Annotated in this window: 24 protein-coding genes; 16 read left to right on the top strand and 8 right to left on the bottom strand. The window is 74.6% G+C overall.

Annotated features, from left to right (window positions below; genetic code table 11):
* The 9 genes from AB0C78_RS24050 (at window position 1) to AB0C78_RS24090 (ending at window position 12,197) form a co-directional block, all read left to right on the top strand.
* On the top strand, window positions 1-1,296 hold the full coding sequence (locus AB0C78_RS24050) for a helix-turn-helix domain-containing protein (protein WP_151547179.1): 1,296 nt from the start codon (window positions 1-3) through the stop codon (window positions 1,294-1,296).
* A gap of 92 nt (window positions 1,297-1,388) precedes the next feature.
* Complete coding sequence (locus AB0C78_RS24055; protein WP_360751500.1) at window positions 1,389-2,711, top strand: DUF5685 family protein; 1,323 nt, start codon at window positions 1,389-1,391, stop codon at window positions 2,709-2,711.
* Window positions 2,712-2,759: 48 nt separating this feature from the next.
* Complete coding sequence (locus AB0C78_RS24060) at window positions 2,760-4,436, top strand: AMP-binding protein (RefSeq protein WP_360751503.1); 1,677 nt, start codon at window positions 2,760-2,762, stop codon at window positions 4,434-4,436.
* Between the two features lie 88 nt (window positions 4,437-4,524).
* Complete coding sequence (locus tag AB0C78_RS24065; protein WP_360751505.1) at window positions 4,525-5,181, top strand: copper resistance CopC family protein; 657 nt, start codon at window positions 4,525-4,527, stop codon at window positions 5,179-5,181.
* A gap of 73 nt (window positions 5,182-5,254) precedes the next feature.
* Window positions 5,255-7,321, top strand: a complete 2,067-nt coding sequence (locus tag AB0C78_RS24070) for a cytochrome c oxidase assembly protein (protein WP_360751507.1) — start codon at window positions 5,255-5,257, stop codon at window positions 7,319-7,321.
* A gap of 94 nt (window positions 7,322-7,415) precedes the next feature.
* Entirely contained in the window at window positions 7,416-8,642 is a 1,227-nt protein-coding gene (locus AB0C78_RS24075; protein WP_360751509.1) for a histidine kinase, read from the top strand.
* A gap of 75 nt (window positions 8,643-8,717) precedes the next feature.
* Window positions 8,718-9,374, top strand: a complete 657-nt coding sequence (locus AB0C78_RS24080; RefSeq protein ID WP_360751567.1) for a response regulator transcription factor — start codon at window positions 8,718-8,720, stop codon at window positions 9,372-9,374.
* A 77-nt stretch (window positions 9,375-9,451) separates the two neighbouring features.
* On the top strand, window positions 9,452-10,390 hold the full coding sequence (locus AB0C78_RS24085; RefSeq protein WP_360751512.1) for a TIGR03621 family F420-dependent LLM class oxidoreductase: 939 nt from the start codon (window positions 9,452-9,454) through the stop codon (window positions 10,388-10,390).
* 79 nt (window positions 10,391-10,469) lie between these two features.
* Window positions 10,470-12,197: an AMP-binding protein gene (locus AB0C78_RS24090; RefSeq protein WP_360751515.1), complete on the top strand. Its 1,728-nt coding sequence runs from the start codon at window positions 10,470-10,472 to the stop codon at window positions 12,195-12,197.
* A 7-nt stretch (window positions 12,198-12,204) separates the two neighbouring features.
* Here the strand turns inward: AB0C78_RS24090 and AB0C78_RS24095 are convergent, their stop codons facing one another.
* Window positions 12,205-13,095 carry an LLM class F420-dependent oxidoreductase gene (locus tag AB0C78_RS24095; RefSeq protein WP_360751517.1) on the bottom strand — a complete coding sequence of 297 codons (891 nt, stop codon included), beginning with the start codon at window positions 13,093-13,095 and terminating at the stop codon, window positions 12,205-12,207.
* Between the two features lie 93 nt (window positions 13,096-13,188).
* Between AB0C78_RS24095 and AB0C78_RS24100 the strand changes: the two genes are divergently transcribed.
* Together AB0C78_RS24100 and AB0C78_RS24105 are read left to right on the top strand one after the other, a co-directional pair.
* Window positions 13,189-13,710, top strand: coding sequence for a helix-turn-helix domain-containing protein (locus AB0C78_RS24100; RefSeq protein ID WP_360751519.1), 522 nt, complete (start codon window positions 13,189-13,191; stop codon window positions 13,708-13,710).
* A 98-nt stretch (window positions 13,711-13,808) separates the two neighbouring features.
* A complete protein-coding gene (locus tag AB0C78_RS24105; protein WP_360751522.1) occupies window positions 13,809-14,906 on the top strand; it encodes a hypothetical protein in 1,098 nt (365 codons plus the stop codon).
* Here AB0C78_RS24105 and AB0C78_RS24110 read toward each other — a convergent pair.
* On the bottom strand, window positions 14,900-16,849 hold the full coding sequence (locus AB0C78_RS24110) for a hypothetical protein (RefSeq protein ID WP_360751524.1): 1,950 nt from the start codon (window positions 16,847-16,849) through the stop codon (window positions 14,900-14,902). The genes AB0C78_RS24105 and AB0C78_RS24110 overlap by 7 nt on opposite strands.
* Before the next feature lie 102 nt (window positions 16,850-16,951).
* On the opposite strand from AB0C78_RS24110, the gene AB0C78_RS24115 reads away from it, so the two are divergent.
* From AB0C78_RS24115 to AB0C78_RS24125, 3 genes are read left to right on the top strand one after another with little or no spacing between them, the layout of a single operon-like run.
* Window positions 16,952-17,623 carry a response regulator transcription factor gene (locus tag AB0C78_RS24115; RefSeq protein ID WP_151540563.1) on the top strand — a complete coding sequence of 224 codons (672 nt, stop codon included), beginning with the start codon at window positions 16,952-16,954 and terminating at the stop codon, window positions 17,621-17,623.
* Window positions 17,620-19,155 (top strand): HAMP domain-containing sensor histidine kinase, encoded by a 1,536-nt coding sequence (locus AB0C78_RS24120; RefSeq protein WP_360751526.1) that lies wholly within the window; start codon window positions 17,620-17,622, stop codon window positions 19,153-19,155. The genes AB0C78_RS24115 and AB0C78_RS24120 overlap by 4 nt, the downstream gene beginning before the upstream one ends.
* Entirely contained in the window at window positions 19,152-19,691 is a 540-nt protein-coding gene (locus AB0C78_RS24125) for a hypothetical protein (RefSeq protein ID WP_360751528.1), read from the top strand. Before AB0C78_RS24120 ends, AB0C78_RS24125 begins: the two co-directional genes overlap by 4 nt.
* Here the strand turns inward: AB0C78_RS24125 and AB0C78_RS24130 are convergent, their stop codons facing one another.
* Window positions 19,692-20,408, bottom strand: coding sequence for a metal-dependent hydrolase (locus AB0C78_RS24130; RefSeq protein WP_360751530.1), 717 nt, complete (start codon window positions 20,406-20,408; stop codon window positions 19,692-19,694).
* Between the two features lie 143 nt (window positions 20,409-20,551).
* Window positions 20,552-20,911, bottom strand: a complete 360-nt coding sequence (locus AB0C78_RS24135) for a helix-turn-helix domain-containing protein (protein WP_360751532.1) — start codon at window positions 20,909-20,911, stop codon at window positions 20,552-20,554.
* A gap of 85 nt (window positions 20,912-20,996) precedes the next feature.
* On the opposite strand from AB0C78_RS24135, the gene AB0C78_RS24140 reads away from it, so the two are divergent.
* Window positions 20,997-21,620, top strand: a complete 624-nt coding sequence (locus AB0C78_RS24140; RefSeq protein WP_360751534.1) for an NAD(P)H-binding protein — start codon at window positions 20,997-20,999, stop codon at window positions 21,618-21,620.
* 47 nt (window positions 21,621-21,667) lie between these two features.
* Here the strand turns inward: AB0C78_RS24140 and AB0C78_RS24145 are convergent, their stop codons facing one another.
* The 3 genes from AB0C78_RS24145 to map are packed head-to-tail and all read right to left on the bottom strand — an operon-like array spanning window position 21,668 to window position 24,365.
* The gene (locus AB0C78_RS24145) at window positions 21,668-22,705 is read right to left on the bottom strand and encodes a DNA polymerase ligase N-terminal domain-containing protein (RefSeq protein WP_360751537.1); all 1,038 of its coding nucleotides are present in this window, start codon (window positions 22,703-22,705) and stop codon (window positions 21,668-21,670) included.
* A 60-nt stretch (window positions 22,706-22,765) separates the two neighbouring features.
* Window positions 22,766-23,455, bottom strand: coding sequence for a helix-hairpin-helix domain-containing protein (locus tag AB0C78_RS24150; protein ID WP_151540557.1), 690 nt, complete (start codon window positions 23,453-23,455; stop codon window positions 22,766-22,768).
* A gap of 58 nt (window positions 23,456-23,513) precedes the next feature.
* Window positions 23,514-24,365: a type I methionyl aminopeptidase gene (gene map, locus AB0C78_RS24155; protein ID WP_360751539.1), complete on the bottom strand. Its 852-nt coding sequence runs from the start codon at window positions 24,363-24,365 to the stop codon at window positions 23,514-23,516.
* 69 nt (window positions 24,366-24,434) lie between these two features.
* Between map and AB0C78_RS24160 the strand changes: the two genes are divergently transcribed.
* A complete protein-coding gene (locus tag AB0C78_RS24160) occupies window positions 24,435-24,614 on the top strand; it encodes a hypothetical protein (RefSeq protein WP_151540555.1) in 180 nt (59 codons plus the stop codon).
* Between the two features lie 6 nt (window positions 24,615-24,620).
* Here the strand turns inward: AB0C78_RS24160 and AB0C78_RS24165 are convergent, their stop codons facing one another.
* Complete coding sequence (locus tag AB0C78_RS24165) at window positions 24,621-25,208, bottom strand: hypothetical protein (protein WP_360751542.1); 588 nt, start codon at window positions 25,206-25,208, stop codon at window positions 24,621-24,623.
* Window positions 25,209-25,301: the final 93 nt, after the last annotated feature.

Raw genomic sequence — 25,301 nt, forward strand, 5'->3', positions numbered from 1 at the left:
ATGGATCGGGAGACACTGGGGCAGCGCATCCGCGCCCTGCGGATCAGGCAGGGCGTGAGCCAGGCGCAGCTGGCCTTCCCCGAGCTGTCCGACAGCTACATCTCGCTGATCGAGAGCGACAAGCGGGTCCCCGCCCCGAGCGTGGTGGACCTGCTCGCGGTGAAGCTGAACTGCTCGGCGACCTACCTCGTCAGCGGCGTCAGCGAGGACGTCGTCGACGAGCTGCGCGTCACCCTGGACTACGCCGAGATCGCGCTGCGCAACGGCGCCGCCGCCGAGGCGCGGGCCCGGTTCGCCGAGGTGCTGGCCAACGCCGACGCCGTGGCGCTGCCGGAGATGCTGCACCAGGCCCGCTGGGGGCACGCCCTCGCGCTGGAGGCGGCGGGCGAGCTGGAGGAGGCGATCGCCGGGCTGCGCGCGCTGACCGAGGAGGCCTCCGCCGAGACCGACCTCGACCACTGGGCCCGGGTCCACGTCGCGCTGAGCCGCTGCCTGCGCGAGCGCGGCGACATCAGCGCGGGCGTGCAGGCGGCCGAGGAGGCGCTGCGGCACCTCATCGCGACCGGCGCCGACTCCACCGACGCCGCCGTCCACCTCGGCGCGGCGCTGCTGGCCGCCTTCATCGAGCGCGGCGACCTCGTCCGCGCCCGGCAGCTCGCCGCGCAGCTGGTCGAGCGCGCCGAGCGGATCGGCAGCGCGCGCGCCCGCACGGTCGCCTACTGGGAGGCCGCCAACGTCGCGCAGATCCGCGGCGAGTACGAGGAGGGCGTCGGGCTCGCCGAGCGCGCGCTGATGCTGGCCGGCGACGGCGAGGACCCGCGCGACCTCAACCGGCTCCGCGTCGTCTACGCGGGGCTGCTGCTGCGCGCCCGGCCCGACCAGGCGGTGCAGGCCCGCGAGCTGCTCACCCGGGTGAGCGAGGAGATCAACGCCGGGTCCGCCGGGGAGATCGACGTGGCCCGGTGCCTGACCGAGCTGGCCCGCGCCGAGACGGCGCTCGGCCGCCCGGCGGAGGCGGTCCGGCTTGCCGAGGACGCCCTCGAGCTGCTCGGGGACGCGCCGCGCCGGGTCACCGCCGGCGCGCTGACGGTGCTCGGCGAGGCGTGCGTGCGGCTCGGCCACCGCGACCGCGCGGTGGAGGTGCTCACCCGGGCCGCGACGTGCCTGGAGGACATGGAGTCCTCGCGGGAGGCGGCGCAGGCGTGGTTCGACCTCGCCGAGGTGCTCGCCGAGACCGGCACGCGGGAGCCGCGGATGGCCGCCTACCGCCGCGCCCTGACCTGCGTCGGGGTCTGATCCCGGCATCTTCGATCTTCCGGGATGAACCATCTCGGGGGCTGCGGCGTCCGTGAATAATGCTGCGAGTCGCCTGAGATGGGGAGATGCCGGTGTTCGGTGTGGTCCGTCCGTGCAAGCACGTGCTGTGCGGGTCGCTGTTCGAGGACTGGATGGCGCACCTGTGCGGGCTGTGCCTGACGCTGCGGGCCGAGCACGGCCAGGCGGCGCGGCTCGTCACCAACTGCGACGGGCTGCTCGTCTCGGTGCTGGTGGAGGCGCAGGCGCCGGAGCTGTCGCCGCGCCGCAAGGCCGGGCCGTGCGCGCTGCGCGGGATGAAGACCGCCCAGGTCGTGACCGCGAAGGCGGAGGGCGCGCGGCTCGCGGCGGCCGCGTCGCTGCTGCTGGCCGCCGGGAAGACCCGCGACCACGTCGCCGACGGCGACGGCGCGTACGCGCGCCGGCTGGTCGCCGCCGCCGCGGGCCGCGCCGCCTCCCGCTGGGACGCGGCGGGCGCGCGGACGGGCGCCGCCGTCGGGTTCGACCCGTCGGTGCTGCGCGACGCCGTCGCGCGGCAGTCCGTACTGGAGGCCGAGCCGGGGCTGCGGCTGCTCGATCTCACCGAGCCCACCGAGACCGCCGTCGCGGCGGTGTTCGCGCACACCGCGGTACTCGCGGGCAAGGAGGCCAACGCCGAGTCGCTCGCTGAAGCGGGCCGCTACTTCGGCCGCCTCGCCCACCTGATCGACGCCGTCGAGGACGTGGCGGACGACCACGCCGCCGGCGCGTTCAACCCGCTCCTGGCCACCGGCACTACGCCCGCCGAGGCCCGCCGGTACGCCGACGACGCGCTGCACGGGCTGCGGCTCGCGCTGGCCGACCTGGAGATGGAGAAGCCGCGGCTCGTCCGGGCGCTGCTGGACCGGGAGGTCCGCCGCTCGGTCGACCGGGTCTTCGCGGCCTACCCGCCGCAGGGGCCGGGGCCCTATCCGCCGCCGGGTCCGGGGCCGCAGCCGCCCTACGGGAACGCTCCGTACCCGCCGCAGGGCCACCCGCTGCACCAGGGCTACCCGCCGGCGCAGGGCGGCGGGCACGGCGATGGGGGCGGCTGGATCCCGCCGCACGGGGGCGGGGGAGGCGGCGGCGCGAACTTCGGGCACCGCCCGCGGGGCCGCCGGCCGGGATGGCCGATCCCGTGCTTCACCGGGACGGCGGTGTGCCTGACCTGCGGGGTGTTCCAGCCCGACTGGAGCGAGCACCACGGCAAGGACTGCGGGGACCGCTGCTGGTGCACCCGGCACTGCGACGACTGCTGCGACGGCTGCGACTGCTGCAGCGGCTGCAGCGGCTGCAGCGGATGCGACTGCGACTGCTGCGATGGTTGCGACTGCTGTGACGGTTGCGACTGCTGCGACTGCGACTGCGGGTGCAATTGATCGTCCCCCCCTTGACCAAGCAAAAGCTTGGGTGGCAGGGTCGCGGACGTGGCGAGCCCGACCTTCGCGGACCTTCTGCTGGAACGGGCCGGTGACGGGCACCCCGGGCTCCGGTTCGAGGACGAGACCTACAGCTGGGCGCGGGCCGTGGCGGCCGCCCGCACGCGCGCCGCGCTGCTGCCGGACGCCTGCCCCGAACCGCCCGGCCGCCCGCGGCACGTCGGGGTGCTGCTGGAGAACGTCCCCGAGTACGTCTTCTGGATCTTCGCCGCGGCGCTCGGCCGCGCCACCGTCGTCGGGATCAACCCGACCCGGCGCGGCGCCGAGCTGGCCGCCGACGTCCGGCACACCGACTGCGACCTGATCGTCACCGACACCGCGCACCTCCCGCTGCTGGACGCGCTCGGCGACGCCGTCCCGCCGGACCGGGTCCTCGTCGTCGACTCCGACCCGTACGCGGCGTCGCTCCGCGAGGCGGAGGCCCGCGCGGAGCACGGCGACCCGGGCGCCCGGCCCGAGGACCGGCTGCTGCTCCTGTTCACCTCCGGGTCGACCGGCGCGCCGAAGGCGGTCGCCTGCGGGCAGGGACGGCTCGCCGCGATAGCGGAACGTTCCGCGATGATGGGCATCGAGCGCGACTCCGTCACCTACGTCGCGATGCCGCTGTTCCACGGCAACGCCGTCATGGCGAACCTCGCGATGGCCGTGCACGCGGGCGCCACCGTCGCGCTGCGGCGCCGCTTCTCCGCGTCCGGCTTCCTGCCCGACGTGCGCCGGTTCGGCGTGACCTACTTCAACTACGTCGGACGCGCCCTCGCCTACGTCCTCGCCACCCCGGAAGCACCCGACGACCACGACAACACGCTGCGGTGCGCGTTCGGGACCGAGGCGTCCGCGCAGGACATGGCCGGGTTCGCGCGCCGGTTCGGGTGCCGCATCATCGAGGGCTACGGCTCCAGCGAGGGCGCGATCTCGCTGCGCAAGACCCCGGACTCGCCGCCCGACGCGCTCGGCGTCGCGCCGCCCGACCTGGAGGTCGCCGTCCTCGACCCCGCCACCGGCGCCGAATGCCCGCGCGCCCGCTTCGACGCCGCCGGCGGGCTGCTCAACCCCGGCGAGGCCATCGGCGAGCTCGCCGGGCTCAACGCCGCCGGCGCCTTCGAGGGCTACTACAAGGACCCAGAGGCCGACGCCGAACGCGTCCACGGCGGCGTCTACTGGAGCGGCGACCTCGGCTACCGCGACGAGGCCGGCTACTTCTACTTCGCCGGACGCGGCGCCGACCGGCTCCGCGTCGACAGCGAGAACTTCGCCGCCGCGCCGGTCGAGCGGATCCTGGCGCGCTGGCCCGCCGTGGTGATGTGCGCCGTCTACCCCGTCCCGGACCCGCGCACCGGCGACCAGGTGATGGCGGCGCTCGAACTGCACGACGGCGCCGCGTTCGACCCCGACGGGTTCGCCGACTTCCTGGCCGCCCAGCCCGACCTCGGGACGAAGTGGGCGCCGCGGTTCGTCCGGATCGTCCGGCCGATGCCGCTGACCGCGACGGGGAAGGTGCACAAGCGGCCGCTGCGCCGCCTCCTGTGGGAACCGGCGGACGGCCGGCCGGTGTGGGTGCGTCCCGGCCGGGCGCTGGCCTACGAGCCGCTGACCGCCGAGCGGGCCGCGAAGCTGCGCGCCGAGTTCGCCGAGCACGGCCGCGATCACGCTTTGGGCACGCTCTGAGGGGCTTCTCCGACCCCGGACGTGCCATCGGCGCCGCGTCAGTACGCTAGAAGGGCCCTCATTCCCACATAGAGAACCCGGCCACCCCATGAGAACCCTCACGACCCGCGGGCCCCTGCGCCGCCTCGGTCTCGTCGCCGTCCTCGCCGCCGCGCTCGGCGCGGTGACGGCCACCCCAGCGCTCGCCCACACCCAGCTGGTGAGCAGCACGCCCGGCAAGGGGGAGTCCGCCGCCGGGGTCACCGAGGTGAAGCTGGTCTTCAGCGACAAGATCAGCACCGCGAAGGTCGTCGTCAGGGACGCGCACGGCAAGGCCTTCCAGTCCGGCGCCGCCGAGCACGCGGGCACCACGGTCACGCAGAGGCTGACCGGCGCGCTGCCCGCCGGGTCGTACACGGTCGCCTACCGGGTGGTCGGCGCGGACGGGCACCCCGTCCAGGCCGACGGCCTCACGTTCACCGCGACCGCCGCGGGCGGGGACGGGAGCACCGGCGAGCAGCCGCAGGCCGCGCCGACCAAGGGCGGCGTGGGCGCGGTCGACCAGACCGGCGCCGCCGCGACCAGCAACGAGCAGCCCCTGAAGATCGACCAGCAGCAGGCCGCCGAGTCCGACTCCGATTCCGGGTCCGGGATGGTGACGTGGGGCCTGATCGGCGCCGGCGTGCTGGTCGGTATCGGCATCGGCGTGGCCATCGTCTACCGGGCCAAGCGCAAGCACGGGGCGGCGCCCGCCGCGAGTGAGTGAGGAACGCCAGTGATCGGGGTCGGCAGTGGACGGGGTCGCCAGTGAACGGGCTCGCCGGTGATCGGGGCCGGCGGTGAGTGAGGGCGCCCTGCGGGTCCTACGCGCCGCCGTCCTGGCGGTCGTCGCGGCGGCCGCCGTCCTGGTGGCGGCCCTCGTCCTCGGCGGGGCGGTGACCGAGCAGGTCATCCCCGGCATCGGGGACGCCGGCGCCGCCACCCGGTGGGGGCTGCCGGTGTCGCGGACGGCGATGGACCTGCTGTCCGCGCTGACCGTCGGCGCGCTCCTCGCGGGCGCCGCGCTGCTGCCCGTCGAGGGCGCGCGCGAGACCCCGAAGCTGTCCCGGGACTCGGTCGGCTACCTGCGCGCGGCGTCGTGGCTGGCGGCCGGATGGGCCGCCGCCGCGGCGGCCACGCTGGTGTTCACCGTCGCCGACGTGCTCGGCCAGCCGGTCACCGAGGTCATCGGCGGCAACGAGCTGAGCAGCTACGTCGGCTCGCTGGAGCAGGGCACCGCGCTGATGATCGTGGTGCTGCTGGCCGTGGTGGTGGCGCTGCTCGCGCGCACCACGACCACCCCCGCCGCCGCGTTCGGGCTGCTGGCGATGGCCGGGATCGCGCTGCTGCCGCCGCCGCTCACCGGGCACTCCGCGTCGGCCGCCAACCACGAGGTCGCCGTGACCGGGGTGGCGCTGCACGTCGCCGCGATCGCGCCGTGGGTCGGCGGCCTCGCGGTCGTCGGCGCGCACGCGCTGCTCGGCCGCGACAAGCTGCCGATCATGGCCGAGCGGTTCAGCCGGATGGCGCTGTGGTGCTACATCACCGTGGGCGCCAGCGGCATGGTCAACGTGATCTCCCGGCTGCCGAGCCCGTCGGAGCTGTTCACCACGGACTACGGCCGGCTCGCCCTCGGCAAGATCATCGCGTTCGCGGTGCTCGGCTGGTTCGGCTGGTGGCACCGCGAGCGGACGATCCCGGCGCTGCACGACCGCAAGCCCCGCGCGTTCGCCCGGCTCGCCGCCGTCGAGGCCGCCGTCATGGCCGCCACCATGGGCCTCGCCGTCGCGCTCGCGCGCACCGCGCCGCCGCCGGAGACCGGCACCGAGTCGGCGATCAAGACGCAGCTCGGCTTCGACATGCCGCCGCACATCAACCTGGAGCGGCTCGCGACGCTGTGGCACTTCGACCTGTTTTTCGGCGTCCTGGTCGTCGTGCTGGGCGGGCTGTACCTGGCCGGGGTGCTGCGGCTGCGGCGGCGCGGCGACTCCTGGCCGGTCGGACGCACCGTCTCCTGGTTCTTCGGCCTGCTGACGATCGTCGTCGTCACCCAGACCGGCGTCGCCCGGTACGCGCCGATCCTGTTCAGCGTGCACATGGCCCAGCACATGGTGCTGAACATGCTGACGCCGATCTTCCTCGTCGTCGGCGCCCCGACGACGCTGGCACTGCGCGCGCTCAAGCCCGCCCGGGTCCGCGGCGACCGCGGCCCGCGCGAGTGGCTCACCGCGATGCTGCACAGCCGGTTCGTCCGGTTCGTCGCCCATCCGGCGTTCGCCACGATCCTGTTCATGGGCAGCACGTTCGCGCTGTACTTCACGCCGCTGTTCGAGGACCTCATGCGGGACCACCTCGGGCACATCGCGATGATGGTGCACTTCCTGGCGTCCGGCTGCCTGTTCTTCTGGGTGCTGCTCGGCATCGACCCGGCGCCGCGCCGGCTGCCGCACCCGATGCGGCTGCTGCTGCTGTTCGTCACGATGCCGTTCCACGCGTTCTTCGGCATCGCGCTGATGAGCCTGAACCAGGCGCTCGCGACCGGCTGGTACAACGCCGTCAACCCGCCGTGGGGCACCACGATCCTGCACGACCAGCACACCGCCGGGTCGATCGCGTGGGCGTTCGGCGAGGTGCCGACGTTCGTCGTCCTGCTGGTGATGGCGTTCCAGTGGTACGCCGACGACCAGCGGCAGGCCCGCCGGATGGACCGCAAGGCCGACCGCGCCGCCGAGCGCACCGCGCGCGGCGAGGCGGGCGACGGGGAGGACGAGCTCGCCGCCTACAACGCGCGCCTGGCCAAGCTCGCCGAGCGCGACCGGCTCGCGGGCGAGCAGGGCCGCAAGGCCGCCCGCCAGCCCGAGTCGTGACCCCGTACACCGGCCGGCGGATCCCCCGCGCGGGGGATCCCGGCCGGGTCGCGCGGGGGAGGGGACGGCGCCGCCGTTCTGCCAGGATCGGGACGTGTCCGGTGTTCTGCACCCGCTGATCGAGCGGACGACCTGGCGGCGCTGGGCCCATCTGGTGGTGGGCGGCGCGCTGCTCATGCCGTACTGGTTCCTCGGCATGACCCTCGCCGCGCTGCTGCCGTTCAACGGGCCCGCCGCCGGAGTGCTCGCGCTGCTGGTGTTCCCGGCGGCCGCCGCGTTCGTCACCGGGCTCGTCCCGTCGGTGCGGCTGCTGGAGAGCTCGCTGGCCAAGGAGCTGCTGCGGGGGCCCGCGGAGGCGCTGGCGCCGGGCCCGGCGGGCACCTGGGAGAGCCGGACGCGGTCCGGCGCGTGGTTCACCCTGCACCTGTTCGCCGGCGTGGTCGTCAGCGGGCTCAGCCTGGCCGTGCCGCCGTTCGCGTTCGTGCTGGTCATGGCGCCGCTGGTGACCTGGGACGAGCGGCTCGTCGGCAGGTGGGGCCGGCTCGGGACGTGGGCGGAGTGGGCGGCGCCGCCCGCCGGGATCGCCGGGGTCGCGGTGCTGCTCGTCCTGATCGTCGCGGGGGGCGTCCTGCTGGCGCGGCTGGCGCCGCGGTTCCTCGGGCCGACCGCCGCGGAGCGGCTCGCGGACCTGGAGGCGCGGGCCGTCCGACTCGCCGAGCGCAACCGGCTCGCGCGCGAGCTGCACGACTCGGTGGGGCACGCGCTCAGCGTGGTGACGCTGCAGGCCGGCGCGGCAGGGCGCGTCCTCGACACCGACCCGGAGTTCGCGCGGGAGGCGCTCGGCGCGATCGAGGAGTCGGCGCGCGCCGCGCTGGAGGACCTGGACCACGTGCTCGGGCTGCTGCGCGAGGACCGGTCCCGGCCGGCGCCGCAGCCCACGCTGAAGGACCTCGGCCGCGTGCTGGAGCAGACGAGGCTCGCTGGCGTGCGGCTCGACGCGGAGGTGGACCCGCAGGTCGAGCACGTGCCCGCGGCGGTCTCCCGGGAGGCGTACCGGATCGTCCAGGAGGGGCTGACGAACGCGCTGCGGCACGCGGGCAAGGTGCCGGTGCGGCTGCGCCTCGGCGTCGCCGGGGAGCGGCTGGAGATGGAGATGAGCAACCCGCTGGGGGCGCGCGGCGTGGGGTCGGGCCACGGCGGCGGACGCGGGCTCGGCGGCATCCGCGAGCGCGTCACCGTGCTGCGCGGCGAGATGACCGCGGGGCCGGACGGCGACCGCTGGCGCGTGCGGGTGTCGCTGCCGCTCGGCCGCGTCTCCTGACCGGGCGGCGCCCGGTCCGGAGAGCGCCGCGTGCGAATTGATGAGAGGGCGGTGCTTCGTGAGAGGGTCCGGGACATGACGATCAAGGTGCTGCTGGTCGACGACGAGCGGCTGATCCGGGCGGGGCTGGCGGCGATCATCAACGCCGAGGACGACCTGGCCGTGGTCGGCGAGGCGTCCGACGGCGCGGAGGTGCCGGACGCGGTGGCGCGGCTGCGCCCGGACGTGATCCTGATGGACGTGCGGATGCCGCGGCTGGACGGGATCCAGGCGACCCGCCACATCCTGGACACCGTCCGCGAGCCCCCGAAGATCATCGTGGTGACGACGTTCGAGAACGACGAGTACGTCTACGACGCGCTGAAGGCGGGCGCGAACGGGTTCCTGCTGAAGCGGACGCGGCCGGAGGAGATCCTGCAGGCGGTCCGGATGGTCGCGCACGGCGACACCCTGCTGTTCCCGGCGGCGATCCGGGAGCTGGCCGCCGCGCACGGGCCGTCGGCGGCCGGCGGGCGGGCGGCGCGCTGGCACGGCGAGCTGACCGAGCGGGAGGCGGACGTGCTGCGCCTGGTGGCGAAGGGGCGCTCCAACGCCGAGATCGCGGGGGAGCTGTTCGTGAGCCCGCAGACGGTGAAGACGCACGTCGGGAACATCCTCGCCAAGCTGCAGGCGCGGGACCGGACGCAGGCGGTCATCCTCGCCTACGAGACGGGCTTCATCACCCCCGGCTGACCGGCCGTGGCGCGAGGGGGTTCGCCCGTGGCGTGAGGGGGTTCGCGGGCGCGCGCCGGGCGGGCATGATCGTCGGCATGAGGGACTTCCGGTTCGGGTTCAACTTCTTCGACATCGCCTCCCCGGGGGACTTCGTCGAGCGGTGCCGGCGGGGCGAGCGGTACGGCTACGACGTGGCGCAGGTCCCCGACCACCTCGGGTCGCCCGCGCCGTTCCCGACGATGGTCGCGGCGGCGGACGCGACGGAGCGGCTGCGGGTCGGCACGCTGGTGCTGAACGCCGCGTTCTGGAACGCGCACCTGCTGGCCCGCGAGATCGCGACCGCCGACCGGCTCACCGGCGGCCGGGTCGAGGTCGGCCTCGGCGCCGGGCACATGAAGTGGGAGTTCGACGCGGCGGGGATCGCGTGGGAGCCGTTCGCCGCCCGCGTCGAGCGGATGACCGCGCTGATCGGGGAGCTCGGGCGGCTGTTCGGCGGCCCGGACTACGCCGAGCGCAGGCCGGTCGCCGAGCACTACGGGCTCGCCGACCTCGCGCCGGTGCAGCGGTCGGGGTTCGGCGGGTCCGGCCCGCCGCTGCTGGTGGGCGGCACCGGCGACACGGTGCTGCGGGCCGCCGCCGAGCACGCCGACATCGTCGGCATCGCCGGGCTCTACCAGATCAAAGGGGAGCCGCCGGGGACGTTCCGGCTGGGGACGGCCGAGCAGGCGGCCGAGCGGGTGGCGTTCGCCCGCGCGCACGCCGGGGACCGGGCGGACGCGATCGAGTGGAACGTGCTCGTCCAGATCGTCGAGGTCACCCCGGACCGGCGGGCCGCGGCCGAGCGGCTCCAGGCGGCGCGCGCGCCGCACATGACCGTCGAGGAGGTGCTGGACACGCCGTTCGCGTTCATCGGCACGCACGAGCAGATCGCCGAGCAGGTGCGGGAGCGGCGCGAGCGGTTCGGCTTCTCGTACGTGACGGTGCACGGGCCGTTCATGGACGACTTCGGCCCCGTGGTCGAGCGGCTGCGCTGACCCGCCGCACCGGGGCGCCCGGCCCGTCTCCTAGAGTGGGCGAACGAGATTCTAGAACGAGCCTCTGGAAAGGACGACGATGGGCGCGACGTCTTCCGAGACCACCCCGCACTGGTTCGCTGGTGTGCCGCACTCGCTCGACTACCCGGACGTCCCGGTCGGCGCGATCCTCGCGGGCGCGGCGCGGCGCTGGGGCGACCGGACGGCCCTGCACCACGCCGGACGCGACCTGTCGTTCACCGAGCTGGCGCGCGCGTCGGCCCGGTTCGCGCACGGGCTGATCGCGCGGGGCATCGGCCGCGGCGACGTCGTCGCGCTGCACCTGCCGAACGTCCCGCAGTTCGCGATCGCCTACTACGGGACGCTGCTGGCGGGCGCGACGTTCTCGCCGTGCAACCCGCTGCTGCCGCCCGGCGAGCTGGCCTTCCAGCTCGCCGACTGCGGCGCGGCGGTGGTCGTCACGCTCGACCTGCTCGCCGGATCGGTCGCGCAGGCCCTCGGCCGGACGAAGGTCCGCACGGTCGTCGTCGCGGGCTCGGGCGGCGCCGGCGCCCCGGCGGACGTGGCGGGGCTGTGCGACGGCGCGTTCGCGGGCTGCGGCGTCGCGTTCGAGGAGGTCGGCGCGGGACGTCCGGAGGAGTTCCCCGAGGTCGAGATCGACGTCCGCCGCGACCTTGCGCACATCGCCTACACCGGCGGGACGACGGGCCGCTCGAAGGGCGTGATGCTCCCGCACCGCAACGTCGTGGTGAACACCCTCCAGTTCGCCTGCTCCGGGACCGGATCGGTGCCCGAACTCGACGGCCACGGCGGCCTGACGATCCGCGCGGTCGGCCCGGAGGGGGAGTACCCGACGCCGCTTGGCGAGGGCGTCATCGTCAGCGTCGCGCCCTGGTTCCATGCGATGGGCACAGTCGGCTACCTCAACTCCCAGTTCATGACGGGGACGACGATCGTCAGCCACCCGCGCCTGGACGTCCCGGCGTTCCTGGCGGACATGGAGAAGTTCCGCGCCACCGCGCTCGGCGGCGCGCCCGCGATGTTCTCCGCGCTGCTGGCCGACCCGTCGTTCGCGGACCGCGACCTGTCGTCGGTGCGGGGCGTGCGGTCGGGCGCCGCGCCGCTGTCGCACGAGATGATCGCCCGGCTGCGCGAGGCGTTCCCGGACGCGGTGGTCGTCGAGGCGTACGGGCTCAGCGAGGTGACGATGGGCGCGACCGCGAACCCGACGCACCGGTCCGGTGTGCGGAAGACCGGCACGGTCGGGGTGCCGGTCCCGGACGTCCGGGTGAAGATCGTCGCGGCGGACGCCCCGGCGGTGGACGAGTCGACCCCCGCGCTGCCGCCCGGCGCGGAGGGCGAGGTGTGCGTGCACGGCCCGCAGGTCATGGCCGGCTACCTGAACCGCCCGGACGAGACCGCGGCGGTGCTGAGCCCGGACGGCTGGCTGCGCACGGGCGACGTCGGCGTGCTCGACGAGGACGGCTACCTGTCCATCGTCGACCGCAAGAAGGACATGCTCCTTTACAACGGCTACAACGTGTACCCGCGCGAGCTGGAGGAGAAGCTGCTCGCGCACCCCGCCGTCGCGGGCGCGGCCGTGGTCGGGCGCCCCGACCCGCAGGCGGGGGAGCTGCCGACCGCGTTCGTCGTCCGCTCCGGCGAGGTGACCGCGGACGAGCTGATGGAGCACGTCAACGCTGCCGTCGTGCACTACAAGAAGCTGCGCGAGGTCCGCTTCGTCGACGAGATCCCCGTGTCGGCCGCCGGCAAGGTCCTGAAGCGGGAGCTCCGCGCGTCGCTGTGACCGCCGCTCATCGCAGCGACGCGGCGAACTCCAGCACCCGCGCCGCGTCGCCGCGCGGGCTGATCAGCAGGTCGGTCGCGCCGGCGTCGGCGAAGCGGCGCAGCTCCCGCTCCACCGCCGCCTCGTCGCCCGCGACGACCGTCTCGTGCACGCCGGACAGCCCCTGCCGGTCGAGGATCGCGCGGTAGCCGGGGAACTCCGACGCGGCGGCGAACTGCTCGGCGAGGTCCCTGCGGGCGCCGTCGGGGTCGGTGGTGAGCGCGACGACGACGCCCGCCAGCACGCGCGGCGCGGGACGTCCGGCGGCCTCGGCGGCCCGGGTGATCGACGGCACGATGTGGTCGGCGATCGCGGCGGCGCCGGTCCAGGTCGTCACGGTCCCGTCGGCGAGCTCGCCGGCGGTCCGGAGCATCGCCGGGCCGAGCGCGGAGACGATCACCGGCGGCGGGGTCGCGCCGGGCGCGTCCACCGTCCCCACCGCGGTGAGCGTCTCGCCGCGGTACTCGACGTCCTCGCCGCGCAGCAGCGGGCGCAGCGCCGACAGGTACTCGCGGACGTGCCGCGCGGGCCGCTCGTAGGGGATGCCGTGCCCGCCCTCGATGACCGGCGGGTGGCTCGGCCCGATCCCGAGCGTGAAGCGCCCGCCGGCCATCGCCTGCGCGGTGAGGGCCTGGCTCGCGAGGGCGAGGGGGTGCCGCGGCCAGGTCGGGACGATCGCGGTGCCGACCTCCAGGCCGGGCGTCTCCCGGCCGGCGAGCGCCGCGGCCATGAGGGCGTCCCAGGACGGGACATGGCCGAAGAAGACGCTGTCGAGCCCCGCGTCGCGCGCCAGGCGGGCCTGGGCGACGACGCCGTCCAGTGGCGCCCCCGCGGCGATGGCGAACATTCCGATGCGCATGGACCGCTCCTAATGTGAACCTGATGTTCCGCTTCTTCTTACGGGGACAGGGTAACCTGAATCCGGAGTTCCGCTTGACCGGAGGAGGGGACGGTGCGCGCCGACGCCCGCCGCAACCGCGAGCGCATCGTCGCGTCCGCGCTGGACCTGTTCGCCGCGCGCGGGTGCGCGGTGAGCATGGACGACATCGCGCGCGACGCCGGCCTCGGCGTGGGCACGCTCTACCGGCACTTCCCGGACCGGCGCGCCCTCGTCGAGGAGATCGCCGTGTCCGCGCTGCTGCGGTTCCGCGACCGGATCACCGAGCTGCGGGGCGTCCCGCCCGGGGAGGCGCTGGCGCTGGCCGTGGAGCACTGCGCCGGCGAGCCGTTCGCGCTGATCAAGTCCCTCGCCGGGGACGGGCCCGCGCCGCCCGAGCGGCTGGAGCTCCAGGCCGAGGTCGACGCCCGGCTGGCGGAGCTCGCCGCGGCGGCGCAGGACGAGGGCGCGGTCCGGAGCGACATCCGCCCGGCGGAGGTGATCGAGATCATCAGCATGGCCGTCTGCCGCCCCGGCGCCCGCGCGGGCGACCCCGTCACCCGCGTGGTGCTGGACGGCCTCCGCGCCCGGCCCTGAGCGGACCCCGCCGGATCCTCAATCGCCGCTTACACCTCGTTTACCTGCGAGTAGCTACAAAAGAGGCAGTAGATACAAAAGGTGACGATCGGGGGATCATGGACGCTTCGACCCTGTCCGACCTGCGCAAGCCCCGCCCCTACCCGGCCGTCTCGGTGCTGATGCCGACGCACCGGTCCGCGCCCGGCAACCGGCAGGACCCGATCCGGCTCCGCAACCTGCTCGCCGAGGCCCGCCGCCGGCTGCACGACGACATCCGGGTGACGGGCGGCACCGCCGACCACGTCGTGCACGCGCTGGAGCGGGCCGCCGCCGAGATCGACCTGCGGCACGCCTCCGACGGCCTGGTCCTGTTCGCGGCGCCCGACGGCGAGCACCACGCGTTCACCATCTCCCAGCCGGTGGACGAGCGCGTCGTCGTCGACACCGGGTTCGCCACCCGCGACCTCGTCGCCGCCTACACCCGCTCCCCGCGCTACTGGCTGCTGTCGCTGTCGGACCAGCGCACCCGGCTCTGGGGCGGGCAGGGCGAGGAACTGACCGAGCACACCCGCGACGGGTTCCCCGTCGTCCCCGAACCCGTCGACGAGGTCGCCGCGGGGCGGATGGCGCGGCGCAGCGCCCGCGACAGCGAGGACGAGCCGCACCGGCGGGCCGCCCGCGACGTCGTCGCCGCCCTCGACCACGTCCTCGCCCGCGACCGGCGGCCCGTCCTCGTCGCCGGCGTCACCCGCCACCAGGCGTTCTTCGACGAGGCCGCCGGCTCCCACATCAGCGTCGCCGGGCGCGTCGACGGCAGCTACGAGGGCGCCGCGCCGAGCGCCCTCATCGAGGCGGCCCGGCCCGCCTTGCACGCCTACGAGGACCTCCGCGAGGTCGGGGTGCTCGCCGAGCTGGAGGCGGCGCGCAGCATCCAGCGCTACGCCGGCGGCCTCCTCGAGGTCGCCCGGCTGGTCGAGGAGGGCCGCGGCGAGCACCTGGTCGTCGAGCGCGGCTACTACGCGCCCGCCGTGCGCACCGACGGCGAGCTCGTCCCCGTCGACGGCATGCCGGGCGTCCTCAAGGGCGCGGACGTCGTCGACGACGTGGTGGACGACGTCATCGAGACGGCCCTGGAGTACGGCGGCGAGGTGACGTTCGTCTCCGACGGCTTCCTGGTCGACCACGGCCGCATCGCGCTGGTCACCCGCTACTGACCGCAGGACGGGTCGTGCCACGCGACCCAGTGGATCGTCCCCCACGACGTGTTCGCGTGGGGCTGCCATCCCGCCGGGTGACCAGGCCACGACGCGTCGGGGGACGTCCCGTCCGGTGTCTGCACCAGGACCGTGCAGACGCCGGACGCGGGCTGCTCGCGGCGGACGTCGATGCGGCCGATGCGCGTCCACCACACCGGATGGATGAGCATGGTCCGCACCTCCCAGCCGACCGACGCGTCCGCGACGACGCCGCCCTCCGGCGCGCCGGGCAGCGGCGGCGCGGGCCGCACCCGGTCCGGATGCATGCCGAACAGGAAGACGAGCGCGGCCAGGTTCGTCGCCGCCAGCGCGCACGCCGCCACGGCCGTCCCCGCCCTGGGGACGCGGCCCAGCACGACGAACCCGCACAGCAGCCCGAGCGCGGCGAACGATGCCGCCGTCAGGTGCAGCGCGCCGCGGTCGCCCGTCAGGAATGACGTCTCGGGGAAGTCGAACCCGATGAACTTGTAGGTGTGCAGCCGTTCGCCCGCGTAGAGGTGCACCCACAGCCCCGCCGCGCCGACGATGGCGGCCGCGGCCGCGACCAGCCCCACCGCCCTGCGCAGGCCCACCTGCAACAGCGCCGCCGCACCCGCCAGCGCGTACACCAGCGCCACGCACGACAGGTACCGCCCGTACGCGTAGTTGCCCACGCGGTGCTCGTCCGGCAGCGCGGCGGACGACGCGTACGCGATCCCGAACGTCACGGTGAGCAGCACGCCCGCCATGACCCGGTCCGCAGCGTCCGCCTGCCGCCGCACCAGCACGGCGACGACGGCCGCGAGGCCGACCCCGCCGAGCCCCCACGTGGAGACGGCCAGGTACCAGATCTGCCCGGCCGCGCCCGACAGCGCCCACGCCTGCCCCGCGCCCGTGGTGAACCGCGCGCCGAGGTTCTCCGCGAGGTCGCGCGCCCCCGCCGGGTACAGCTCGGCGCGGACGTACCCGTTGACGGCCGCCGCGACCAAGTAGCCGCCCGCGGCGACCGCCAGCCCCGCGGCTCCGGCGCCGGCGACGGCCCAGCGCCTCCGCACGGCCCCGGTGACCGTGAGCGCCACCAGCGTCACGACATGGACGGCCAGGACGACCTCGCCGCGGCTGTGCACCGCCGCCGCGAACACCGCCACCGAACTAGCCGCCCCCGCATCCCGAACCATCGCCGCGCCCCGGAAACGGAGCGGCCCGTCAGACGCGGCCTGACCAGCAAGCCCCAGCCCGTGACCCCGGCCACGCGGCGACCGGAACCGTCGCGATCGCGTGCGAAGCCAAGTTCGAGCCTGCGAGAACTTGATCGCGCAGCGAGCCGCCAGGCGAGTCGGAGCGATGCAGCGATCGCGCGCATTGCCCGCCGAAGGAAGGCGCTCTAGCGCCTGACGCCAAGGGCAATGCAATAGACACAGCCACGTGAGGACGATCGTGGGGAGGACGGCGTCGGCGAGGACGAACTCGCCGAAGAAGGCGGTGGCGGGGAGGAGTGCGGCGCCCCAGGCGAGGGGGAGCGCGGTGCGCGGGGGCAGGCCGAACCGGCGGGCGGCGACGTAGCCGAGGGGGAACAGGGCCGCGCCGATCACCGCGTTGATCGCCAGGGCGATGGTGTAGACGGTGACGGGGTCGTGCGAGAACCCGTAGGCGGGGGCGAGCAATGCCGCGTATCCGCCCTGGTAGAAGGTGTTTCCGGACATGTCGCCGCCGTGCCCGCCGGACAGGAGGCGCGCGGCGAGCAGGTAGCCGGTCTCGTCGGGGTTGGCGACGGGACCCGTGCGCGCGCGGGCGAACCACAGCCGGACGCAGACCTGCGCGGCGAAACCGGCGGCGAGCAGCCACGGCAGGGCGCGGTGGCGCCGGGTGCGTGGGGGAGCGTCCGGGGCGGGCCGCAGGACCGGAGCGATCTGGAGGGTCATGGGCCCCACCGTCCGGGCCGGACGTCATCGTCGTGTCGGCGGAATGTCCGGATCCTGTGACATGAGTGGGAGGACGTGACCGGTGCGACCAATAATGTCGGGGTGGCGAGCATTCTCTTCGTTGAGGACGATCCGTCGGCGCGGACCGCGCTGGAGCTGGCGCTGACCCGCCAGGGGCACCGCGTGACCTCCCGCGCCACCGGGGAGGACGGCCTGGAGGCGCTGCGCGCCCGCCGCCCGGAGATCGCGATCCTGGACGTGATGCTGCCGGGCATCGACGGGATCGAGGTGTGCCGGCGGATCCGCCGCGGCGACCCGCTGCCGGTGATCCTGCTCACCGCGCGCGGCGACGACCTGGACGTCGTCCTCGGCCTGGAGGCGGGCGCCGACGACTACGTGGTGAAGCCGGTCGAGCCGCGGGTGCTGGACGCGCGGATCCGGGCGGTGCTGCGCCGCGCCGAGACCCGCGCCGACATCGCCGCGTACGGCGACCTCGTGATCGACCGCGCGTCGCTGAAGGTCACCAAGGCGGGGACCGACGTCCGGCTCACCCCGACGGAGCTGCGGCTGCTGCTGGAGCTGTCGCGGCGGCCGGGGCAGGCGCTGACCCGCCAGCACCTGCTGGCGGAGGTGTGGGAGCACACCTACCCGGGGGACTCGCGGCTGGTGGACGCCTGCGTGCAGCGGGTCCGCGCGAAGATCGAGGACGAGCCGGCGGAGCCGCGGCTGATCGAGACCGTGCGCGGTTTCGGCTACCGGTTCACGGCGCCGTGAGGCTGCTGCGCCGGGTCACCGGGCTGCGGATCCGGCTCGTCGCCGCGTTCACGGTGGTGGCGCTGCTGGCGTCGGTGCTGGCGTCCGGCATCTCGTACGTGCTGCTGCGGCGGGTGATGCTGCAGCGGACGCAGGACGCGGTGCTGACCCAGATCCGCAACACCCTGGCGCAGCAGATCCCGGAGCAGATGCCGCCCGACACCGAGCTGCTCATCGCCGACCAGGTGGAACGGGTGCTCTCCGCGCCGGGGCGGACGGTGGTGGCGGTGCCCGTGCCGCTCGACGGGAGCGTCCCGGTGCCCCCGCCCGGTTCGCTGGACGTGCCGGTGAGCAGGGACTTCGCGCGCCGGGCGACGCACGGCGTGGTGTTCCAGCGGATCGTGGTCAAGTCCCGTCCGGGGCTGGAGGGGCATCCGTACCTGCTGGTCGGCGCGCGCGCGACCGGCTACAGCACGACGGTGGACGAGCCGCAGCGGACCACGCCGCCGATGGTGTTCGTGTCGGTGAGCCTGTCCCGGGAGGCGGCGGACCTGCGCTCGCTGACCCGGGCGCTCGTCGTCGCGGACGCCGCCGCGCTGCTCGCGGCGCTGCTGCTCGCGCTGCTCGCGACCCGCGGGGTGCTGCGTCCGGTGCGCAGACTCGGCGCGGCCGCCCGCGCGCTGGGCGACGGGCGGCTGTCGACGCGGGTCCGGGTGCGGGGCCACGACGAGCTCGCCGATCTCGCGCACACCTACAACCACGCCGCCGCCGCGCTGGAGCGGACCGTGACGGAGCTGCGCGCGATGGAGGCGGCGTCCCGGCGGTTCGTCGCCGACGTCTCGCACGAGCTGCGCACGCCGCTGACCTCGATGATCGCGATGACGGACGTGCTGGCGGAGGAGGCGGGGGACGACGGGGGCGCGGCGCGGCTGGTGGCGGAGGAGACCCGCCGGCTCGGCGGGCTGGTGGAGCACCTGATCGAGATCAGCCGGTTCGACGCGGGCGCCGCCGCGCTCGTGCTGGACGACGTGAACGTCGCGGAGGCGGTCGCCGGCACGCTGTCGGCGCGCGGCTGGCCGGGCCGGGTGGCGGTGGAGGGGCCGGCGGACCTGTTCGTCCGGGCGGACCCGCGCCGGCTCGACGTCATCGTGGCGAACCTGGTCGGCAACGCGCTGAAGCACGGCGGCCCGCCGGTCACGCTGCGCTTCGGCCCGGAGCGGCGGGACGAGCCCGGCGTGGTGGTCGCCGTCGCCGACCGCGGCCCCGGCATACCGGACGACCTGCTCGGCGTGGTCTTCGACCGGTTCGTGAAGGCGGAGGCGGCCCGGTCCCGCAGCGAGGGCAGCGGGCTCGGGCTGTCGATCGCGAAGGAGAACGCCGTCCTGCACGGCGGGACGCTGGAGGCCGCCAACGGGCCGGGCGGGGGAGCGGTGTTCACGCTGTGGCTGCCCGCCCGCCACGACGACGAGGACTGCGCCGAGGACGGCGACGGCAAGGACGAAAGGGACGGCAAGGGCGGCGCGGACGGGAGCGAGGACGGGGAGGACGCGTGAGGAAGCCATCGGGACGGGCGGGCCGGACGCTCGCCATGGCGGCCATGGCGGCGGCGGTGGTCGTGGCGGCGGCGGGCTGCGGCGTCCGTCCGACGAGCGTGCTCAGCGCGGGCAGCATGCCGGTCGCCGACGGGAGGGCCTCCACCATCACCGTCTACCTGGTGAAGGACCGCGCCCTGTACCCGGCCGTCCGCCCGGGGCTGCCGGGACATCCGTACCTCGCGCTCGCGCAGCTCGGCGTCCCCGTCACCTCCGAGGAGCGCCGCGCCGGGCTGTACACCGACGTCCGGCCGCAGGAGATCAGCGTGACGCAGGACGGCCCGCCCGGCACGGTCACCGTGTGGGTGGACGATCCGGGTCCGCGGGGGCTGCGGCCGGGGCCCGGGTCGCGCTGGCCGCGGCTGGCGCTCGCGCAGGTCGCCTGCACCGCCCAGGCCGTCCCCGGGGTGAAGGGCGTGCTGCTGGAGGCGCCCGACGAGGCGTCCGGGCACGACCGCGTCCCGCTGGACTGCGGGGACTTCGCCGACCTGCGCTGATCAGCCCTTGGTGAGCCAGCGGGTCGCGACGTCGCCGAGCACCGACCGGATCGCGAGGATCGCGATGCCGAGCATCAGCACCGGCCCGACGACCCAGTGCTCGACCTTGCCGTTGGTGCGGGGGACCACCGGCATCTCGATCCGCCAGGGCAGCGGCCAGAACACCGGGCAGCCGCGCGGTGTGAGGCAGTCCCCGGCCACGTGCGCGAGGCAGCCGAGGGTGACCGCGAACCCGACGAAGCTCATGTCGATCTTGTGCATCAGCCAGACGGCGATCAGCGCCAGCGCGCAGTCGGCCAGCGCGGACTGCGGCTCGCGGCCCTCGAAGTCGAGGCCGACGCCGCGCAGCCCCAGCCCGACGATCATGAACAGGCAGGCCCACCACGCGTACACGTAGTGGGTGGCGAGGGTGTCCATCGCCCAGCCGATGCCGACCGCGAACAGGATCGAGTGGGTGGCGTGCCGGTGCCCGCCCGAGATCTTCCCGATCCACTTGCACATGTGGTGGGTGATGGGCCCGTAGGTGTTGGCGATGCGCCCGTTGTGGTGGTCGATGTCGGGCAGGATCGCCGCGCCCGCGCACACCACCGCGCCCGCCGCGACCTGCTCGGGCGACAGCGACACCGCGAAGTCGCCGAGCAGCCTCTCCTGTCCGAGCACCGGCACCGCGGCCAGCCACGCCAGCGCGCCGCTCAGCGCGTGCGTCTTCCCCATCATGGGCAGTTCCCCCGCCTTCCGCACACCGTCCGCCGCCCGGTTCAGGGCGGGACTCTAGCCCGCTACTGATCGTTTTCAGCGGCGGCGCGCCGAAGCGGATGCCACGTCCCTTTGATGTGGAATGCGGCGCCCGGGTTCCGCGCTCAGGCGGGGAGCCCGTCGTGGCGGGCGCGGGCGGCGACGACGGCCTCGACGTTCTCCTCGGCCCAGTCGGTGATCGCCTGGATCGGCTTGCCGAGCGACAGGCCGAGCGGGGTCAGCGCGTACTCGACGCGCGGCGGCACCTCGGCGAAGACGTGCCGGGTGAGCAGGCCGTCGCGTTCCATGGCCCGCAGCGTCTGGGTAAGGACCTTGGGGGTGACGCCGCCGATCAGGCGGCGGAGCTCGGTGAAGCGGCGCGGTCCGTCGGCGAGGCTCAGCACGACCAGCACCGACCACTTGTCGCCGATCCGGTCGAGGATCAGCCGGGTCGGGCAGCCGGGATCGAACGCGTCGCCTCTCATGGTTTCCAGAGGGTACCAATAGCACGTTGAAGTAACCAGTATCCGCTGGATACCGTCACTCGGCACGGACTTCCAGGAGGACGACATGAAGATTCTGCTGATCGGCGCCACCGGGATGATCGGGCGGCGCATCGCCGCCGAGGCGCGCGACCGCGGCCACGAGGTCACCGGCGTGACCCGCAGCGGCAACGAAGGGACGCGGAAGGCCGACGCGGCCGACGCCGCCGCCGTGGCCGCCCTCGCGGAGGGCCACGACGCCGTGGTGGTGGCGATCTCGCCGCCCCGCGACGGGTCCGACCCCGAGGGGCCGGTGCTGGAGGCGGGCCGCGCCGTGCTGGACGCGGTGCGCCGGGCCGGGGTCCGGCGGCTGGTCGTGGTCGGCGGCGCCGGCAGCCTGGAGGTCGCGCCCGGCGTCCGGCACGTCGACGAGCCCGGCTTCGTCGAGGCGTACAAGCCCGAGGCGCTGGCCCACGCCGCCCTGCTCGACGCCATCCGCGCCGAGGCGGGCGACCTCGACTGGACCTACGTCTCGCCCGCGGCGGTGATCGAGCCCGGCGAGCGGACCGGGGTCTTCCGCCTCGGCGGCGACCAGCTGCTCCGCGACGCCGCCGGCGACAGCCGCATCAGCGCCGAGGACTACGCCGTCGCGCTCGTCGACGAGCTGGAGAAGAACGACGCGATCGGCCGCCGCATCACCGTCGCGTACTGAGCCGCGCACCGCGGCGCCGTGGACCGAGCCGGTGACCGCGCCGGAGGTCAGCGCTTGCGCGACGGCGTCTCGATCAGGCGCCAGGCGTCGGACTCCTCGCCCGGCTCGTACGGGGAGTCCAGCCGCTTCGCGAGGACGCCGGGCAGCCCCTGCTCCGCGGCCGTCGCCCGCACCGCGTCGCCGTCGCCCGGGTACCACGGCGCCGTCTGCCAGGACGGCCCCGACAGGTCCAGCTCGTCCAGCCGGGCGCGGCGGTCCCGGTACGGGACGTCCAGCAGCGGCCGCCCGTCCAGATGCGGCACGTCGAAGATCATGTAGGTCTCGCGGCCGTCCAGCACGGCCAGCTCCCCGTCCAGCACCGCCGGGCGCGCGCCGAGCCGGCCGCCGAGCCGCGAGCCGAGCCCGCCGGGGCCGTCCACCGGGCGGCCCCGGCCGTCGGTGAACCGCGTCCGGCCGCCCTCCACGTACGCAAGCAGCCGCCGGCCGCCCCACGCGAACTCGAACCCCCACGCGTCCTGGTCGCGCGGCAGCCGGGCCCGCCGCACCGGCCGCATCGGGCGCAGCGACTCCGGCAGCGGCTCGGCGTCCGGGTCCTCCGGCGGGTCCATCCGGTGGATCATCCAGTTCTTGCCGCGCGTCCTGAACAGCACGTACCGGCCCGACACCCGCGAGCCGTGGATGACGACCTTCACCTCGCGCTCGGACCACTTCTCCGTCTCGTACGTCCCGCGGTCCCAGATCGTCACCGTGCCGCCGCCGTACTCGTCCTGCGGGATGTCGCCCTCGAACGTCGCGTACTCCAGCGGATGGTCCTCGGTGTGGACGGCCAGGTGGTTCGTCTTCGGGCTCCACGGCAGGCCCTTCGGCACGGCCCAGGAGACCAGCACGCCGTCCCGCTCGAACCGCAGGTCCCAGTGCAGGCTGGAGGCGTGGTGCTCCTGGACGACGAACGTGTCGTCGTCGCCGTGCGGCAGCGCCTTCTCCTCGGGGACGGGCTCGGGGGTCTTCCGGGGGTCGCGCTTGCCGCGGTACTCGGCGAGCCGGTCGCCCTTCCGCGCGTCCTTCTTGCCCTTCTTCTCCGTCACGCCCGCCACATACCCGCGATCAGCCGATGAAGACGGCCCTAGCGGCGACGAGGACGCCCGCTAGCGGATGAAGACGGCGTAGTCGGCGAGGTCGCCGGTCAGCTGCGGCGGCAGGCCCGCCACCGCCGACATCTCCTCGGCGGACACGAACCCGCCGGTCTCCGATCGCACCCGCTCGATCTTCCCGGCCAGCTCCGGGGTGATGCCGGGCAGCAGCGTCAGCGCCTCCGCCGGAGCGTGGTTGACGTCGATCAGCCCGCCGTCCTGGTACTGGCGCGGCAGGTCGGGGCGGCCGATCCGGAGCTCCTTGGCGAGGCCCGGGTCGCTCGCCGCCAGCTCCCGCGCCTTCTCGCGCAGCAGCCGCTGCCGCCGCACCCGCTCCACGACGGCCTCGTTGTCGATGCCCGCCAGCCCGTGCGGGTCGAACACGCGGCGCCGGATGAGGAACGCGTGCCCGCACCCCACCACCGCGAGGAGGAACAGCAGCACCCCCACGGCCTGCTGCGTGCCGTCCTGCTTGCCGATGTCCGGCAGCAGGTACAGCATCAGCGAGAAGATGCCGATGTAGACCGCCGACGACACCAGCAGGTGCGCGCTGCGCCGCCACAGCGCCGCCGCCGCGAACGTGAACGGCGTCGCGTACCCGAGCGTCAGGAACGGCAGCGCCGCCCACGTCACGCTCAGCGCGGCCCGCCCGGGAGGCATGCTGTCGGACGGGACCCTCGGCTCGTACGGCGCTGGAGCGTTCATCAGGCGGATTCTCCCGGCCGGGTCGCAGGCTGAACGGGACGCTAGGTCGACGGAAGGGTCACGGGAGGGTGAGGATTTCGTGGCCGTCCTCGGTCACCAGCAGCGTGTGCTCGAACTGCGCGGTGCGCTTGCGGTCCTTGGTGACGACGGTCCAGCCGTCGTCCCAGATGTCGTAGTCGTAGGTGCCGAGGGTCAGCATCGGCTCGACGGTGAACGTCATGCCCGGCTCGATGATCGTCGTGGCGTTCGGGTCGTCGTAGTGCGGGACGACCAGCCCCGAGTGGAACGTGGTCCCGATGCCGTGCCCGGTGAAGTCGCGGACGACCCCGTACCCGAACCGCTTGGCGTAGGACTCGATGACCCGCCCGATCACGTTCAGCGCGCGGCCCGGCTTGACCGCCCGGATGCCCCGCATCGTCGCCTCGCGGGTCCGCTCCACCAGCAGCCGCGACTCCTCGTCCACGTCGCCGCACAGGAACGTCGCGTCGGTGTCGCCGTGCACGCCGTCGATGAACGCGGTGATGTCGACGTTGATGATGTCGCCGTCGCGCAGCACGGTGTCGTCGGGGATGCCGTGGCAGATCACCTCGTTGATCGAGGTGCACAGCGACTTGGGGAAGCCCCGGTAGCCGAGGGTGGAGGGGTAGGCGCCGTGGTCGAGCATGAACTCGTGGCCGATGCGGTCCAGCTCGTCGGTGGTGACGCCGGGCCGGACGTGCTTGCCGACCTCCTCCAGCGCCTGCGCCGCGATCTTGCCCGCCACCCGCATCCGCTCGATGATCTCGGGTGTCTTGACGTCCGGCTCGCCGGTCTTCGGCCGCTTCTTCCCCACGTACTCCGGGCGCGGGATCTGCGCCGGGACCTTGCGCATGGGCGAGACGTTGCCGGGACGGAGAAGCTGGGTCGTCATAGTGATGGAGTGTAGTCAGCGGGATCCGGGCAACGAATCCCGCCGAGCCTTGGATCGGAAGGAGCGCCGATGGCCGGTGACGACGGTGACTGGTGGTTCTGCCTGAAGCACATGAAGGTCGAGCACGGGCCCGGCTGCCCGAACAAGGACCGGATGGGCCCGTACCCGACCGAGAGCGCCGCCGCCGGCGCGCTGGCGCTGGCCCGCGAGCGCAACGAGGCCTGGCGCAAGGACAACGGAGAGGACTAGCCGGGGCTAGTCGACGGTCGGGCCGGTGACCGCCTCGAGCAGCCGGGCGAGGCGGTGCCGCAGGCCGCGGGCGCCGCGCGCGGGCTCCTCGCCCGCCGCGGCGCTCACCAGGTGCTGCGCGCCGTCGAACGACAGCAGCGCCTCGTCCGCCGGGACGGTCAGCGCCTCGTGCGCCAGCCCCTCCAGCTCGCGGTCGCCGCCGTCGAGGGCGAGGATCGTGGCGCCGACGCGGCGCGCGTCGTCGACCCGTTCCAGCAGCGGGACGGGCGCCTCGTCCTCGGCGACGACGAACAGCGTCTCGCCGCGGCGCGCCTCCTCCAGCCGGGACAGCCCGATGCTGAGGTGCGGCGGCGCGTCCTGCGGCGGCGACCAGCGCACGAGGGTGGGCGCGAGGCCCGGGGCGTCGCCGAGCCGCGACTCGTCGTCCAGGTGCGCGGCCAGGTGCCACGGGTCGCCGCCGGGCGTGCCGACCAGCAGCAACCCGCCCGGGGTGCGGGAGGTGACCCGCAGCGCGCGTCCGAAGTCCTGGGTGCGCTCCAGCCAGCCGGTGGCGGACAGAACCTCGCGCAACATCACGATCTGCTCGGCGTCCACCGGTCCATGGTGCCGCACGGGACGCGGGCGGCACGCCGGTTTCGCGCGAGCGGGAGGGCGACGCGAAGCGGCCGGAGGGCCGCCTGGCAGACT

Origin of the sequence: Actinomadura sp. NPDC048394 (assembly GCF_040651755.1) — a bacterium.
Classification (GTDB): Bacteria; Actinomycetota; Actinomycetes; order Streptosporangiales; family Streptosporangiaceae; genus Spirillospora; species Spirillospora montaniterrae.